At 62.6% G+C, this 14,663-nt stretch carries 14 protein-coding genes; 2 read left to right on the forward strand and 12 right to left on the reverse strand.

All coding sequences use genetic code 11. The features are described from left to right. Positions 1–275: 275 nt before the first annotated feature. Complete coding sequence (locus tag I8N66_RS12855; protein WP_291154186.1) at positions 276–707, forward strand: hypothetical protein; 432 nt, start codon at positions 276–278, stop codon at positions 705–707. 42 nt (positions 708–749) lie between these two features. Here the strand turns inward: I8N66_RS12855 and I8N66_RS12860 are convergent, their stop codons facing one another. From I8N66_RS12860 to I8N66_RS12870, 3 genes are all read right to left on the reverse strand, one after another. Next, entirely contained in the window at positions 750–2,252 is a 1,503-nt protein-coding gene (locus I8N66_RS12860) for an HWE histidine kinase domain-containing protein (protein WP_291154188.1), read from the reverse strand. A 211-nt stretch (positions 2,253–2,463) separates the two neighbouring features. Continuing rightward, positions 2,464–3,018: an RNA polymerase sigma factor gene (locus tag I8N66_RS12865; RefSeq protein WP_113535624.1), complete on the reverse strand. Its 555-nt coding sequence runs from the start codon at positions 3,016–3,018 to the stop codon at positions 2,464–2,466. Between the two features lie 8 nt (positions 3,019–3,026). Beyond that, entirely contained in the window at positions 3,027–3,221 is a 195-nt protein-coding gene (locus I8N66_RS12870; RefSeq protein WP_113535625.1) for a NepR family anti-sigma factor, read from the reverse strand. A gap of 135 nt (positions 3,222–3,356) precedes the next feature. Here I8N66_RS12870 and I8N66_RS12875 point away from each other — a divergent pair, with 135 nt between their 5' ends. After that, positions 3,357–4,151, forward strand: a complete 795-nt coding sequence (locus I8N66_RS12875; RefSeq protein ID WP_113535626.1) for a response regulator — start codon at positions 3,357–3,359, stop codon at positions 4,149–4,151. 477 nt (positions 4,152–4,628) lie between these two features. On the opposite strand, the gene I8N66_RS12880 is transcribed toward I8N66_RS12875, so the two are convergent. The 9 genes from I8N66_RS12880 to I8N66_RS12920 all read right to left on the reverse strand — a co-directional run. Then, complete coding sequence (locus I8N66_RS12880) at positions 4,629–6,212, reverse strand: FGGY-family carbohydrate kinase (RefSeq protein WP_291154192.1); 1,584 nt, start codon at positions 6,210–6,212, stop codon at positions 4,629–4,631. A 145-nt stretch (positions 6,213–6,357) separates the two neighbouring features. Then, entirely contained in the window at positions 6,358–7,026 is a 669-nt protein-coding gene (locus I8N66_RS12885; RefSeq protein ID WP_113535628.1) for an HAD family hydrolase, read from the reverse strand. A gap of 111 nt (positions 7,027–7,137) precedes the next feature. Next, positions 7,138–8,622 (reverse strand): mannitol dehydrogenase family protein, encoded by a 1,485-nt coding sequence (locus I8N66_RS12890; RefSeq protein WP_291154194.1) that lies wholly within the window; start codon positions 8,620–8,622, stop codon positions 7,138–7,140. Between the two features lie 40 nt (positions 8,623–8,662). Further along, the gene (locus tag I8N66_RS12895; RefSeq protein ID WP_223725261.1) at positions 8,663–9,436 is read right to left on the reverse strand and encodes an L-iditol 2-dehydrogenase; all 774 of its coding nucleotides are present in this window, start codon (positions 9,434–9,436) and stop codon (positions 8,663–8,665) included. Continuing rightward, on the reverse strand, positions 9,433–10,437 hold the full coding sequence (locus I8N66_RS12900) for an ABC transporter ATP-binding protein (RefSeq protein ID WP_223725262.1): 1,005 nt from the start codon (positions 10,435–10,437) through the stop codon (positions 9,433–9,435). The genes I8N66_RS12895 and I8N66_RS12900 overlap by 4 nt, the downstream gene beginning before the upstream one ends. A gap of 11 nt (positions 10,438–10,448) precedes the next feature. Further along, a complete protein-coding gene (locus I8N66_RS12905) occupies positions 10,449–11,279 on the reverse strand; it encodes a carbohydrate ABC transporter permease (RefSeq protein ID WP_291154198.1) in 831 nt (276 codons plus the stop codon). Positions 11,280–11,284: 5 nt separating this feature from the next. Continuing rightward, on the reverse strand, positions 11,285–12,157 hold the full coding sequence (locus I8N66_RS12910; RefSeq protein WP_104668038.1) for a sugar ABC transporter permease: 873 nt from the start codon (positions 12,155–12,157) through the stop codon (positions 11,285–11,287). A gap of 162 nt (positions 12,158–12,319) precedes the next feature. Then, a complete protein-coding gene (locus tag I8N66_RS12915; RefSeq protein ID WP_113535633.1) occupies positions 12,320–13,630 on the reverse strand; it encodes a sugar ABC transporter substrate-binding protein in 1,311 nt (436 codons plus the stop codon). A 198-nt stretch (positions 13,631–13,828) separates the two neighbouring features. Further along, positions 13,829–14,663: sugar-binding transcriptional regulator (locus I8N66_RS12920; protein WP_291154204.1), on the reverse strand; the 835-nt coding region annotated here is incomplete at its 5' end.

The following is a 14,663-nucleotide window of genomic DNA, read 5'->3' on the forward strand; positions in this document are numbered from 1 at the left end:
GCTGTTGGCGAGCGGCGAAGAGTTGCTTGCCGACTTGCGCGGCCGGTATGCGGGAACCGAAAAGCAAGTTCGACACGCGGTCCGCGAGCATCCGATCGCCACACTCGGCGCCGCCGCCCTGATCGGGCTCGCGGTGGCAGCATTGCTTCGTCGCTAACCTCAAATCGCAGAGGACCGCGGGCACGAACTCGCGGTCCGAGCGAGTGGGGAAGCGCATCGTTTGCGGCCCTTAACCCGCTCGAATTTCTGAGTGTCGATCACGACGGGAGTAGTGCATGGGACCGCTGACGGCCGCGCTCGCGAGCCTCTTGGCTGCCGACATCGGCGCCACCGCCTCTCGCGTGAAGCGCAACGCAGCCCTTTGGAGCGTCATAGGGCTGTTCCTCGTCACGGCCTATGTCTTTGCGCTCGCAGCCACTTTTCTTTATCTCAGCGCGCGATATTCCCCGGTCGCGGCGGCCGCAGCGATCGCCGTCGCGCTGGTCGTCACCGCACTGGTGCTGGTCGCTATCCTCATTTCGCTGCAGAACCGTGACCGTCGGCGCCAGGAAGAACGTCGCCGCCGAACGCAAATGCAGACCAACCTGACGCTCCTTGCGGCGGCAGGCATCCTGCGCAAACAGCCGCTTCTCGCCGTTGCGACCGCTATTGCCGTCGGCGCTCTCTTGGGCACCGGCAAGCGACGCGGACGCAAACAAGACGACTAATAGGCGCATCAGCCCTTTGCCTTGATGGCTAGGCCCGATTTTTCAAAGCGGCAGGCGGATCAGCGCCGTGACCCCGGCAGGCAGATACTCGACCTTCACCGAACTGCCCAGCACCTTGTCCAAGCTGCGCTCGATGAGAATGGTGCCGAAGCCGCGCCGCTTCGGTTCGCGCACCGGCGGCCCGCCGACCTCGGTCCAGGTGAGATGCAGGATCGTGTCGCCGTCTTCGACGACGTTACGCGCGGTCAGCACCACTTTTCCTTTCGGCACGGACAGCGACCCGTACTTCACCGCGTTGGTTGCAAGTTCGTGCAGAACCAATCCGAGACCTACGGCCTGGTCTGGACCAAGCGACACGTCATCCTTGTGCAACTCGATCTGATCCGCATAGGCGCTCACATGCGGCAGCAATTGCTTGGCGATCAGGTCGGCAAGCCGGATGGTGCCCCATTCGTGATCGGAGAGCAGACCATGCGCCTCGGAGATCGCCTGCAGGCGACCGGCAAAGGCGGTCATGAATTCGGCTGGGTCGCTTGTCTGGCGAAGCGTCTGACGCGCAAGCGATTGCAGCATGGCCAGCGTGTTCTTGACCCGGTGGTTGAGTTCCTTGAGCAGCAGCCGCGTGCGCTGCACCGAAGCCTGCTGGTCAGTGACATCGATCGTCACGCCGATGAAGGTGAGTGGATTGCCCTTGCTGTCCCGGTCGTGCACGCGGCCGCGGCCGAGCAGCCAGCGACCGGTATCGCCGATGCGGAACATCCCGTCATATTCGTCGTCGGCCTTCATCGCCTGGCGAAGCTTGGAAAACGTCGCGCCGCGATCGTCGACATGGATCGCACCGAAGATCTCCCGCGCACCGACGGAACTTTCGGCCGAGAGCCCGAACATGCGTTTCAGCGCGCTGTTGCCGGCGATCGCGCCCGAGCGGATATCCCACAGCCAGCTGCCGATATTGGCTGCCTCGAGCGCCATCGCATGGCGCTGCTCCTCGCGCGACAACGCCGCTTCCTTCAGCGCGCGCCGACGTGCCTCGTCCTTGACCTTGAACAGGGACGCAGCGAGCGCGGCCAGCCGGCACAACTGATCGACGAGCGGTGGCGACACCGCGGAGCGCGGCTTGTCGTCGAACACGCAGACCGTACCCACCGCCTGCCCGTCGAGCACGATCGGCGCACCGGCATAGAAGCGCAAGAATGGCGGCCCCTTGACCTGCCGGTGACGCGCGAAGCGCGGATCGATCGAAGCATCGGGCACGACGAGGCAGGCGTCGGCCGCGGTCGACACATGCGCGCAGAATGCGTCTTCGGATGGGGCACGGGTCTCGTCGGTGCCGACGGCGGCCTTGAACCATTGCCATTCACGGTCGATTAGCGTCACCAGCGCAATCGGAGCGTCGAAAAGTCCTGCGGCGATTTCGACGATCCCGTCGAAGTCCCGGTCCGGAACGGCCATATCGGGCACGGTTGCATGCAGAACGCCAAGACGCTCGGGCGCGTCGAGCAGCCTCGTCACGGGCGGATCCGTTTTCTCTGTCCTCACGCGCATACGGTCTCAATTCTCAATCTGAACGGGATCAGGAGCCCTCAGAGCCTACCCGCTTCCCGCTCGATCTTGGAAACGTCTCGCCCCAAAATCGTCATCACTGCGCATTCGTCAGTCGATGCCAGCCGTTACGGCCTGTCCCTTTGGGCTCAAGCCGCCAGTGAAAGCAGGACACCGCCAGTTTTGCAACGGTGTCCTGCCCGAAATTCTACCCTCAGGAGACGAAGGCGCGCGACGTGATCGGAGCCGAGGTTTCATCCGGTCCGTAGTCGTTTTCACCTTTCACCTGCAGGATATCCTGCAGCCGCTGGCGCGCGCGGTTGACCCGGCTCTTGATCGTACCGAGGGCACAGCCGCAGATCGTCGCTGCCTCCTCGTAGGAAAAGCCGGACGCTCCGACCAGGATGATGGCTTCGCGTTGATCCGGCGGCAGCATATCGAGCGCCCGTCGGAAATCCTGCAGGTCGAGCGAGCCGTATTGCTCGGGATGATGGGCGAGCGACTCCGTGAAGTGTCCGTCCGTATCCTGCACCTCGCGCCCGCGCTTGCGCATCTGGCTGTAGAGCTCGTTGCGCAGGATCGTGAAGAGCCAGGCCTTCATATTGGTGCCCATCTCGAAATGGTCCTGCTTCGCCCAGGCCTTCATGATCGTGTCCTGCACCAGGTCGTCGGCGCGGTCGTGGCGACCGATCAACGACATGGCGAAAGCACGCAGGCTCGGCAACGCGGCAAGCATCTCTCGCTTGAAATCATTCTTTTCGGACGACATTCCGGCACTCACTCCCTGCCCTGCAGTACCGATTGCTGCTCGGCTGCGTCGAGTTTTTCCAGAAGATCGAGAAAACGCGCGGGTATCGCCTCTTCCTGAACGGACTGATAGAGCGCCTTCAGCTTCGATGCGATCTGCGCATTCGGGTCTTCTGTCCATAAGGTCGTGCCGGTAGTCCGCCCTGCCCCTGTTTTATATTTCATTGTCAAACTGTCGCCTTCGAGTGTCCATAGCCGCCATAACGCAGCAGAAAATTGAAATGTTCCCTCACGGAACCTTTTTTTACGAGGAGCGTTCTCGGAACGTCACCGTAAAACGATTTTCGAGGGAGTTCCCCTATGACATTGTCCACGCGGATCGCACCGCTTCTGCCGTATCTGCGCCGTTACTCGCGAGCGCTGACCGGCTCGCAGACATCAGGCGACGCCTATGTTGCGGCCGTTCTCGAAGCGCTGATCGCCGACACGTCGATTTTCCCGGAAGCAAGCAATGATCGCGTTGGCCTGTTCCGGCTGTTCACGTCACTCTTCGGTTCCTCGTCCGTGCTTGTGCCGGAACCGGTCTCGCCCTTTGCCTGGGAACAGCGCGCGTCGATCAATCTCGCAACCGTCTCGCCTCTTGCCCGTCAGGCCTTCCTGCTCGTCTCTGTCGAAGGCTTCCGCCCGGAGGAAGCCGCCGAAGTTCTCGACGTGTCCACCGAAAAGGTCGGTGGCCTGCTCGACCGCGCCTCGCAGGAAATCTCGCGTCAGGTCGCAACCGATATCATGATCATCGAGGACGAGCCGCTGATCGCCATCGACATCGAACAGATGGTCGAGAGCCTCGGCCACCGGGTCACCGGCATCGCCCGGACGCGCGACGAAGCCATCGCCCTCTACAAGAGGACCCGGCCAAGCATGGTGCTTGCCGACATCCAGCTCGCCGACGGCAGCTCGGGCATCGACGCCGTCAACGACATCCTGAAGACCAGCGCCATTCCGGTGATCTTCATCACCGCCTTCCCCGAACGACTCCTGACCGGCGAGCGGCCGGAACCGACCTTCCTGGTCACCAAGCCGTTCAACCCGGATATGGTCAAGGCGCTGATCAGCCAGGCGCTGTTCTTCAACGAATCCACCAAGGCGGCGGCCTGAGTGCAACCTGCATGTTTCCTTTGATCGCAGTCGGTCAAAGGCAAACATGCAGGTAATTCAGAATACTGCGGCGTCGTGCGCCTTCAATGGCGTTCGGCGCCGTCGTGCATTTTGACGCTTCGTCTAAGCGGCAAATCGATCGGCCTTCCCCAAATCATGCTTGCCCAAATCATATTTTCGCCCTTTCCTGACATTCGCGCCAGGGCACGCACCGACCACATTGCATGTCGACCGGCCCATCCCGCAATTTCACAGTTCCGCAGCATCTCTTCGGCTACCCCAGAAACACGACAGCCAGTGCCGAGGGAAGGCACTGGCTGGTATGTGCAACTCACTCGGGGAGTGTGAGTTGTAGGCCGGCGGGTCTGCCTCCGGCGCGGCATTGGGGGCTATGCGCGCCACCGTCCGGTCGCAAACAAAATGCGCGACGGGGCAAAAAGTTCCATGCACCTGGCCCGACCGTTTCCGTTGGCCGGTTCACTGCATTCCGTCGAGTTCGTCGCGGTGGCGGTAGAGCGCCAGGAAACGGCGGTAATCGCGGTCGTAAGCGTCACGAGCGCTTGCATTCGGCAGGCGTTCATGTCCGTCCGACGCCATGGCCGTGCCCGCAGCTGCCAGGTCCTCATGAATGCCGCCGGCAACCGCCGCCGCCATTGCCGTACCGAGCAGCACCGCATCCGGCGCCTCAGGCGCCACGACCCGGCAACCGGTAACATCGCAGTAAAGCTCCATCAGCAGCGCATTGCGGACATGGCCGCCGGTGACGTGCAGCGTGTCGAGCTGGTAGCCGACCTCGCGCATCATCTCCAGGATGTGACGGATGCCGAGCGCGATCGCGACACAGGTGCGCCAATAGAGGCGGCAAAGCGCGTCGAAGGAGGAATCGAGCGGCAGGCCGCTGATGACACCCAGACCATGCGGGTCGGCGAGCGGCGAGCGGTTGCCATGGAAATCGGGCAGCACGTGCAGCCGATCGGCAAAGGCCACCCCCTGCTCGGCACGCAGTTCCTGCACGCGGGAAATGATCCGGCCATGGGTCGCCGCCGTCGGCTCCAGGCCACCGCCATGCAGCCGCACGATATGGTCAAGCAGCGCGCCGGTCGCCGACTGGCCGCCCTCGATCAGCCAAGCCCCGGGAAGAACCGCTTCGTAATAGGGGCCCCACATGCCGAAGCCCGGCTTCATGTCCTTGGAAAAGGCGACGATGCAGCTCGACGTGCCGGCGATCAGCGCCAGTTGCTTTTCGAGCTTCTCCGGTTTGCCGATGAAGCCGCCGACGACGCCGAGCGCCCCGGCATAGGCATCGATCATCCCCGGCGCCACCTGGCAGCCCTCGTCCAGACCGAGTTCGGCCGCTGCCGTTGCATTCAGATGCCCGACCGAACTTCCGATCGGCAAGCTTTCCTCCGGCAATCCGCCGCGCTCCAGCAGGTCCTCAAGTCCGATCTTTTCAAGATAGTCGGACTGCCAGCCGCGTTTCTCATGCGCCAGATAGTTCCACTTCGCCGTCAGCGTGCAGCGCGAACGTGCAGCACTGCCCGTCGCTCTCCAGGAAAGATAGTCGGCAAGATCGAAGAAGAAGCCGGCCTTCTGCCACTGTTGCGGCAGATTGCGCTTCAGCCACATCAGCTTCGGCATTTCCATTTCCGGCGACATGACGCGCCCGGAAAAGTCGAGCACCGGATGGCCGGTCGCTGTGCAGAAATCCGCCTCGGCGAGCGCGCGATGGTCGAGCCAGACGATCGTGTCCCAGCGCGCCTCGCCCTTGCGGTTGACCGAAAGCGGCTTGCCCTCGCGGTCGCGCACCACCAGCGAGCACGTTGCGTCGAACCCGATCGCAGCAATGCCTTCCGCGGCGATCCCGGCCTTATCTCTCGCCGCCTTGACCGCGCCGCAGACGGCGCGCCAGATATCCTCGGAATCATGCTCGGCATGGTTTTCTTCCGGCCGGTTCATGGCGATCGGCAGGTCGGCACGCGCTAGCAGCATGCCCTTCCGGTCAAAGATACCGGCGCGCGCACTGCCGGTACCGACATCGACCGCAACGACGAATTCACGCATCAATGAAAGTCCCGCCCCCTGGATCACGGTCGTTTCGGGTCGCTCGACCCGAAGTCAAAACCGCGATCGATTGTCATAACTCAGAGCGGGGATGCGAACGCAAAATTGCTCACACCATCCTCGTCCCGCTCTCGTTCCATCCCTGCTATCTGCCGACAAACTGTAACAATTCACCCATGTCGTCAAACAGCACGTCGGGGCTGAGATCGGAGAGACTTTGCCGATGCTTGTCAGTTCGCGCGTGGCTACCGCCGGCAAAGGCGAAGACCCGCATGCCCGCCGCCTTCGCCGCTTCGATACCGGCCGGGCTATCCTCGACGACGACACAATCCTCAGGCGCGAAACCCATGTGTCGGCTCGCATGCAGGAAGAGGTCGGGCGCCGGCTTGCCGTGTTTCACCATTGTGGCGGAGAAGATGTTCGGCTCGAAGAGGTCGATGAGGCCGGTGACGGTGAGCGACAGGCGGATGCGTTCCGGCTGGCTGGACGAGGCGACGCAGCACGCGCCCGAAAGCCCCTCGACCGCCTGGCGAATTCCCGCAATCGGCTGCAGTTCGGTGCGGAAACGATCGTAAAGGCGAAGGCGCATGCCTTCGAGAAACGCGTCATCGGTGGCAAGACCGTATTCCTCGTGGAGGATCGCCGACATGCTCTTCAGGCTGCGCCCGAGAAAGCGTTCCGTCGCTTCCTCGGTGGTCATCGAAACGCCGGCGGCCGAGAGAACGTCCACCAGCACCTCCAGCGAGATCGGTTCGCTGTCGACCAGCACACCGTCACAATCGAAAATCACCAGCCTGGACTGACCGTCCGCCATCGCACCCTACCCCTTACAGCGCCGCGCGTCTTTCAAGGGCGCGCCAAGGTCGCTGCAACACTTTGAATTGGCGCATAATTTGATGCCCGGAGCCGCGTTCGACCCAGGGAATTATGCGGTGAGCTTGTCGTCCAGATAAAGCTGGAGCGTAGCGCGCGTACCTTTTTCCCAGAGGGTTTTCAATGCATGGCTGAAACGTTGGCGGAAGAGGTCGGAGCGCGCGACGTCGCCGAAGATATCGCCGAGAGCCAGAAAGGCCATCGGATCGTCCTTGGCGGCAAGTGCGGCCTTGTTCAGCCGGTCGGCGCTCTGGTCGTTGAAAACGATCGCCTTGCCGCTGTCCGACGTGCCTGCGAAGTAACGGCACCACAGCGCCGAAACCAGCGAGAGACCCACGACGTCCTCGCCGCGCGCCAGCCGGTCGGCGGTCGAAGGCAGGATGAATTTCGGCTGCCGGTTGGAGCCGTCCTGCGCCAGCCGCGGGATCGTGTCGCCGATCTTCGGATTGGAAAAGCGCGTCTCGATCAGCGTGTAGTAGTCGCCAAGATCGGTGTTCGGCACCGGCGGAATGACCGGGATGATCTCGTCATGTTCCAGCTTGGCAAGGAAGGCCCGGATCAGCGGCTCCTCCATCGCCTCATGGACGAAATGAATGTCGAGCAAGGCGGCGGGATAGGCGATCGCCGCATGCCCGCCGTTGAGGATGCGGATCTTCATGTGCTCGTAGGGCGCGACATCGGGCACGAACTGGACGCCGACCTTCTGCAGCGCCGGGCGGCCAAGCGGGAAATGATCCTCCAGCACCCACTGCTTGAACTCCTCGCAGAACACCGGCCAAGCGTCCTCAATGCCGTATTCGTCGGCGACGATGCCGATCTCTCGCGCACCTGTCGCCGGTGTGATCCGGTCGACCATGCCGTTCGGAAAGGCGACATTGGCCTCGATCCAGTCGGCGAAGGCCGGGTCGAACAGACGGGCGAGCCCCGCGACTGCCGCGTGAGTGACTTCGCCATTGCCCGGAATGTTGTCGCAGGACATCACGGTGAAGGGCGGCACGTTCCTGTCGCGACGTGCCTTCAGGCCGGCGACGATCAGTCCGAACACCGTCTTCGGGGTCGCCGGGTTCTGCGCATCGGCAACGATATCAGGGTGGGTCGGGTTGAACACACCCGAGGCCGGATCGATGAAATAGCCGCCTTCGGTGATCGTCAACGAGACGATGCGGATTGCCGGATCGGTGAGCTTCGCGACGATCGCCGCGACATCGCCAGGATCCAGATAGTCGATCATCGCGCCGGTGACATGGGCGCCGGTGCGGTTGTTGTCCTGCTCGACGACGGTCGTCAGGAAATCCTGCGCAGCGAGCTTGGCGCGCATCGTTGCGTCGGAGGGAAGCACACCGGCGCCGATGATGGCCCAGTCCCTGTCGTGGCCGGCGTTGAAGAGATCGTCGAGATAGACGGCCTGATGCGCCCGGTGGAAGTTGCCGACGCCGAAGTGCACGATGCCAGCCGTCAGTTGCGATCGGTCGTAGTTCGGCACGCCGGCCTTGGCCTTGATCGTGTCGAGGGCGGCAGTTGAGAGTTTGGTCGTCATGGTCCCGTATCCTTTCGAGGCTTCACCGGCTGGCGCAGGCTCAGCTCATCCAGTTGCCGCCGTCGACGTTGTAGGTCTGCGAGACGACGTAGTCGCTCTCGGCTGAAGCGAGAAAGATCGCCATCCCGGTCAGGTCCGCAGCCGTTCCCATGCGGCCGAAGGGCACTTCGGCACCGACCAGCTTCTTCTTCTCGCCGCGCGGGCGGTTTTCGTATTTGGCAAACAGCGCATCGACGCCGTCCCAGTGCTCGCCATCGACGACACCGGGCGCGATCGCGTTGACGTTGATGCCGTGCTTGATGAGATTGAGCCCGGCAGACTGGGTGAGGCTGATGACCGCCGCCTTGGTGGCGCAATAGATGGCGACCAATGCTTCGCCACGACGTCCGGCCTGGCTCGCCATGTTGATGATCTTGCCGCCCCGCCCTTGCGCGATCATCTGCTTTGCGGCCGCCTGCAGCGTGAACAGGGTGCCGGCCACATTGATCGAAAACAGCCGGTCGTAGCTGTCGCGAGTGATCTCGACGATCGGCGCAAGATCGAAGAGTGCGGCGTTGTTGACGAGGATGTCGAGGCCACCCGTTTCCTTGACGACCAAAGCGATTGCCGCATCGATCGAAGCCTGATTGGTGACGTCCATCTCGACCGCATAGGCGCCGGCACCGATCTCGGAGGCCGTCTGCCGCGCACGCTCGATGTTGATGTCGGCGATCGCGACCGTGGCGCCCTCGCCGATATAGGCTTCCGCGAAAGCACGACCGATCCCCCGCGCTGACCCTGTGATCAGCGCGCTCTTTCCTTCAAGCCGTTTCATCGAACCGCCAGCCCCTTGTCGTCGAACCTATGCACGCGCTGCGGATCGGGCGTCAGGAACACGCGATCGCCATGCGTCACGGCGAAATCACCGCTGACGCGCGCCGTCACCGTGCCGATGCCGTCATCGACATTGACATGCAGGAACGTATCGGAGCCGAGATGTTCGGCGACGCCGACCGTGCCCTGCCACGCGCCGCTGTCCTTGGAGAGTGCCAGATGCTCCGGTCGAATCCCCATCGTATGAGTCTGATAGGCGGAAGCCGCCGCACCGCTGACGAAATTCATGCGCGGCGAGCCGATGAAGCCGGCGACGAAGAGATTGTCCGGCTTGTGGTAAAGGTCGAGCGGTGAGCCCACCTGCTCGATACGGCCACGGTTCAGCACCACGATCTTGTCGGCCATGGTCATGGCTTCCACCTGGTCGTGGGTGACGTAGATCATCGTCGTCTTCAGATCCTGGTGCAGCTGGCTGATTTCCAGCCGCATGTTGACGCGCAGTGCCGCGTCGAGGTTCGACAGAGGCTCGTCGAAAAGGAACGCCTTCGGCTGGCGCACGATCGCCCGGCCAATCGCGACGCGCTGGCGCTGGCCGCCAGAAAGCTGCCGCGGCTTGCGGTCAAGATAGTCGGTGAGGTTCAGCACGCGGGCCGCATCCGTTACCTTCTTGTCGATGACGGCCTTGTCCTCGCCCGCCATCTTCAAGGGAAAGGCGATGTTCGAGCGCACGCTCATATGCGGATAGAGCGCGTAGGACTGGAACACCATCGACAGGCCGCGCTGGGCCGGCGGCAGTTCGGTGGCATTCTTGCCGTCGATGACGATGTCACCGTCACTGACGTCTTCGAGGCCGGCGATCAGCCGGAGCAGCGTCGACTTCCCGCAACCTGACGGGCCGACGAAGACGACGAACTCGCCATTGTTGATGTCGAGGTCGATCGAGGGGATGACGGCATGGGCGCCGAAGACCTTCGAAACCTTGCTGAGTGTAATGCTTCCCATTGTCGTATCCCTTATTTGACCGCGCCGAAGGTGAGGCCGCGTACGAGCTGCTTCTGCGAGAACCAGCCGAGTATGAGGATGGGGGCGATCGCCATGGTCGAGGCGGCCGAGAGCTTGGCGTAGAACAGGCCCTCGGGGCTCGAATAGGAGGCGATGAAGGCCGTGAGCGGCGCTGCCTTGGCAGCGCTGAGGTTCAGCGTCCAGAACGCTTCGTTCCAGGCGAGGATGATGTTGAGCAACAGCGTCGAGGCGATGCCCGGGATCGCCATCGGCGTCAGCACGTAGATGATTTCCTTGGAGAGCGAGGCGCCGTCCATGCGCGCAGCCTCCAGGATCTCGCCGGGGATCTCCTTGAAGTAGGTGTAGAGCATCCAGATGATGATCGGCAGGTTGATCAGCGTCAGCACGATCACGAGGCCGGTGCGGGTGTCGAGCAGGCCGGTGTTGCGGAACATCAGGTACATCGGCACCAGCACGCCGACCGACGGCATCATCTTGGTGGAGAGCATCCACATCAAGACGTCCTTGGTGCGCTTGGTCGGGGCGAACGCCATCGCCCAGGCGGACGGAATGGCAATGATGAGACCAATCAGCGTCGAGCCGAAGGAGATGACGACCGAGTTCATGAAGTGCAGGAAGTAATTCGAGCGGCTTTGCACCTCGTGATAGTTCTCCGTCGTCCAGTCGAAGAAGAACAGCGACGGCGGCGAAGCGATCGCTTCTGCCTCGGTCTTGAAGCTCGTCAGGAACGTCCAGAGGATCGGGAAGAAGATCAGGATGCCGATCGTCCAGGCGACGACGGTGACGACGATCTTTCTTTGGGTGGAGACGTTGCGTGCCATGGTTCTCAAGCCTCCAGCGTCTTGCCGATCATGCGCATCAGGAAGAATGCGACGATGTTGGCGAGGATGACCGCGATGATGCCGCCAGCCGAAGCCCCCCCCACGTCGAACTGCAGCAGGGCCTGCGCATAGACGAGAAAGGTCAGGTTGGTGCTCTGTGTGCCCGGGCCGCCATTGGTGGTGACCAGGATTTCGGCGAAGACCGAGAGCAGGAAGATCGTCTGGATAAGGATGACGACGGTGATCGCGCGGGAAAGATGCGGCAGCACCAAGTAGATGAAGCGGCTCCAGGCGCCGGCGCCGTCCATCTGCGCTGCTTCCTTCTGCTCCTCGTCGAGCGACTGCAGCGCCGTCAAGAGGATCAGCGTCGCAAAGGGCAACCATTGCCAGGCGACGATCAGGATCACCGACATCAACGGCGCATTAGCGAGGAAGTCGAAGGGCTGCAGCCCGAAGAGCTTGGCGATCCAGGCAAAGAGCCCGTTGACCGGGTTCATGAACATGTTCTTCCAGACGAGTGCGGCCACTGTCGGCATGATCAGAAAGGGCGCGATCACCAGGATACGCACGATCCCCTGCCCGAACATCGGCTGGTCGAGAAGCAGCGCCAACGCGATGCCGCCGACGACGGTGATGAAGAGCACGCCGAGCACGATCGCCAGCGTGTTGAAGATCGCCTGGAAGAAAGCGGGATCGGTCAGGAAGTATTTGTAGTTCGTGAAGCCGGCGAACTCTTCCATGCCCGGCATCAGAAGATTGTAGCGCAGGAACGAGAAGTAGATCGTCATGGCCAGGGGAACGATCATCCAGGCCAGAAGCAGAAGCACCGAAGGCGCGATCATCAGCCGCGCGGCGGAGCGTGTGTGCAAGGTCGCCATGGCGTCCCCCAAATGATGGAATTCAACGCTTGTTCGAGAGCTCGGACCGGGCGCGCGTGGGCTCGCCGCGCGCGCCGCGGAAATTCCTCCAGGAGAGCCGCCCGAAGGAGAATTACCGGGGCGCCGGCCATTTGCGGCCAGCACCCCGGGCCCTTGGGAGCCTCACTTGATGTAGCCGGCCTTGGTCATCTCACGCTCGGTGAGCTGCTGGGCGCTGGCAAGTGCCTGGTCGACGCTCATCTGGCCTGCAAGCGCTGCCGAGAACTGCTGGCCCACCGCCGTGCCGAGACCCTGGAATTCCGGGATCGCCACGAACTGCACACCGACATAGGGAACCGGCTTCACCGCCGGGTTCTTCGGGTCGGCCGCGTTGATCGAGTCGAGCGTCATCTTCGCGAACGGCGCCGCCTTCTGGTACTCGGGGTTGGCGTAGAGCGAGGTGCGCGTGCCCGGAGGTACGTTGGCCCAGCCTTCCTTGTCGGCGACGAGCTTCAGATAGTCCTTGCCGGTTGCCCAGGAGATGAACTTCTCGGCCGCGGCCACCTTCTGCGAACCCGCGGGGATCGCGAGGTTCCAGGCCCAGAGCCAGTTGCCGCGCTTGCCAAGCCCGGTGTCGGGAGCAAGCGCAAAACCGACCTTGTCAGCAACCGTCGATTCCTTCGGGTTGGTGACAAAGGACGCAGCCACGGTCGCATCGATCCACATGCCGCACTTGCCGGTCTGGAACAGCGACAGGTTCTCGTTGAAGCCGTTGGAGGAGGCGCCGGGCGGTCCGGCGTCGTTCATCAGCTTGACGTAGAAGTCGAGCGCGTTCTTCCACTCCGGCTGGTCGAACTGCGGCTTCCAGTTCTCGTCGAACCAGCGGGCGCCAAAGGCGTTCGCGGTCGCCGTCAGGAAGGCCATGTTCTCGCCCCAGCCGGCCTTGCCGCGCAGGCAGATGCCGTAGATTTCGGCGTTCTTGTCGGTGATCTTGCGCGCCGCGTCGGCAATGAAGTCCCAGGTCGGTGCGTCGGGCATCGTCAGCCCCGCCTTCTCGAACAGGTCCTTGCGGTACATCACCATCGAGCTTTCGCCGTAGAAGGGTGCTGCATAGAGCTTGCCGTCGATAGTGAGGCCCGAGCGGATCGCCGGCAGCAGGTCGTCGACATCATAGTCGGCGCCAAGATTGTCGAGCGGCAGCAGCCAGCCCTGCTTCGCCCAGATCGGCACTTCATAGGTGCCGATCGTCATGATGTCGTACTGGCCGCCCTTGGTGGCGATATCGGTCGTCACGCGCTGGCGCAGCACGTTTTCCTCAAGCGTTACCCACTCGAGCTGAATGTCCGGATTCTTGGACGTGAAATCTTCCGTCAGCTTCTGCATCCGGATCATGTCGCCGTTGTTCACGGTCGCGATCGTCAGGGTTTCTGCTTGGGCCAGACCCGACAGTGCGACTGCCGAGCACGTGCCCAGCAGGAAAGTTCTCAAGTTCATCGACTTCCTCCCAGAAGAAATGAGCATTTGCCTCGCTCATGAGCAATTACTCACTTCCCGTGACAAAATGTCAATGTGCAATCGTTGCTGCGCTGCACACAGGAACATTAGAAGACTGTTTTGATTGCCGATTTTTTCGTTGCGCAAACGCGAAGGGCCGGCGCGTCGGCCGGCCCTTTCAATCGTTTCATATTGCGATCATGCGTTGAGCAGATAGCTCGCCGTCGCCTCATCGGTGATGAGGCCGTTGATGATTCCGCCCTTCACGGCCGCCCTCAGGGCTTCATATTTGCGCCGGCCCTTGGCAAGACCAATCACCGACGCCTTGTCCCGCGAGGGAAGCGGCACCGACGCGACGCGTTCGTTGAAGCTGCCGGATAGCAGCGCGCCGTCATGATCGAACATCCAGCCGCAGATCTCGCCCGCCGCCCCGGCCCGAGTGAGGTCGGCCATCTCCTCCTGCGCCAGAAACCCGTCCTGGCAGAGTGGCGCATCGGGCCCGAGTTCGCCGACGCCGACGAAGGCGACATTGGCTTCGGCCCCGAGCTTCAGCGCCACCTGCACCAGGCTCTGGCTGTGCAGCACCTCCCGCTCCTCAGCCGAAGCGGCAAGCACCGGCAACGGCATCGGGAAATGCCGGGCTTTGACCGCATCGGCCATGCTGAAGATGACGTTGTAATAGGCGGCCGAGCCGTCGAGGCCGATATTGCCGGTGAGTGACACGATGCGGTGCTGCGGACATTCCATCGGCGGCAACTGGTCGACGGCTGCCTTCAATGTGCGGCCTGTGCCGATCGCCAGCACCTGCGGCTCCGGCGACTTCAGCCAGCGCTCGATCTCTGCCGCTCCTGCCTCGGCGATGCCGACGGTCGTCGAAGTCGAACCGGGATCGCTCGGCACCACCTCGACATGTTTCAGCCCGTATCTGTCGCGAAGACCGGCGGCCGCCTCGAGGCATGCGGCAATCGGATGGTCGAGCCGGACCTTGATCAGCCGCTCGGACATGGCGAGCGAAACCAACCGCTGCGCCGAC

Origin of the sequence: Ensifer sp. SSB1, assembly GCF_016652895.1 — a bacterium.
Taxonomy (GTDB): domain Bacteria; phylum Pseudomonadota; class Alphaproteobacteria; order Rhizobiales; family Rhizobiaceae; genus Ensifer.

Bases quoted from the DNA above. Each gene is read 5' to 3' on its own strand.
- I8N66_RS12855 (WP_291154186.1), top strand. From the start codon at position 276: ATGGGACCGCTGACGGCCGCGCTCGCGAGCCTCTTGGCTGCCGACATC.
- I8N66_RS12860 (WP_291154188.1), bottom strand. From the start codon at position 2,252: ATGCGCGTGAGGACAGAGAAAACGGATCCGCCCGTGACGAGGCTGCTC.
- I8N66_RS12865 (WP_113535624.1), bottom strand. From the start codon at position 3,018: ATGTCGTCCGAAAAGAATGATTTCAAGCGAGAGATGCTTGCCGCGTTG.
- I8N66_RS12870 (WP_113535625.1), bottom strand. From the start codon at position 3,221: ATGAAATATAAAACAGGGGCAGGGCGGACTACCGGCACGACCTTATGG.
- I8N66_RS12875 (WP_113535626.1), top strand. From the start codon at position 3,357: ATGACATTGTCCACGCGGATCGCACCGCTTCTGCCGTATCTGCGCCGT.
- I8N66_RS12880 (WP_291154192.1), bottom strand. From the start codon at position 6,212: ATGCGTGAATTCGTCGTTGCGGTCGATGTCGGTACCGGCAGTGCGCGC.
- I8N66_RS12885 (WP_113535628.1), bottom strand. From the start codon at position 7,026: ATGGCGGACGGTCAGTCCAGGCTGGTGATTTTCGATTGTGACGGTGTG.
- I8N66_RS12890 (WP_291154194.1), bottom strand. From the start codon at position 8,622: ATGACGACCAAACTCTCAACTGCCGCCCTCGACACGATCAAGGCCAAG.
- I8N66_RS12895 (WP_223725261.1), bottom strand. From the start codon at position 9,436: ATGAAACGGCTTGAAGGAAAGAGCGCGCTGATCACAGGGTCAGCGCGG.
- I8N66_RS12900 (WP_223725262.1), bottom strand. From the start codon at position 10,437: ATGGGAAGCATTACACTCAGCAAGGTTTCGAAGGTCTTCGGCGCCCAT.
- I8N66_RS12905 (WP_291154198.1), bottom strand. From the start codon at position 11,279: ATGGCACGCAACGTCTCCACCCAAAGAAAGATCGTCGTCACCGTCGTC.
- I8N66_RS12910 (WP_104668038.1), bottom strand. From the start codon at position 12,157: ATGGCGACCTTGCACACACGCTCCGCCGCGCGGCTGATGATCGCGCCT.
- I8N66_RS12915 (WP_113535633.1), bottom strand. From the start codon at position 13,630: ATGAACTTGAGAACTTTCCTGCTGGGCACGTGCTCGGCAGTCGCACTG.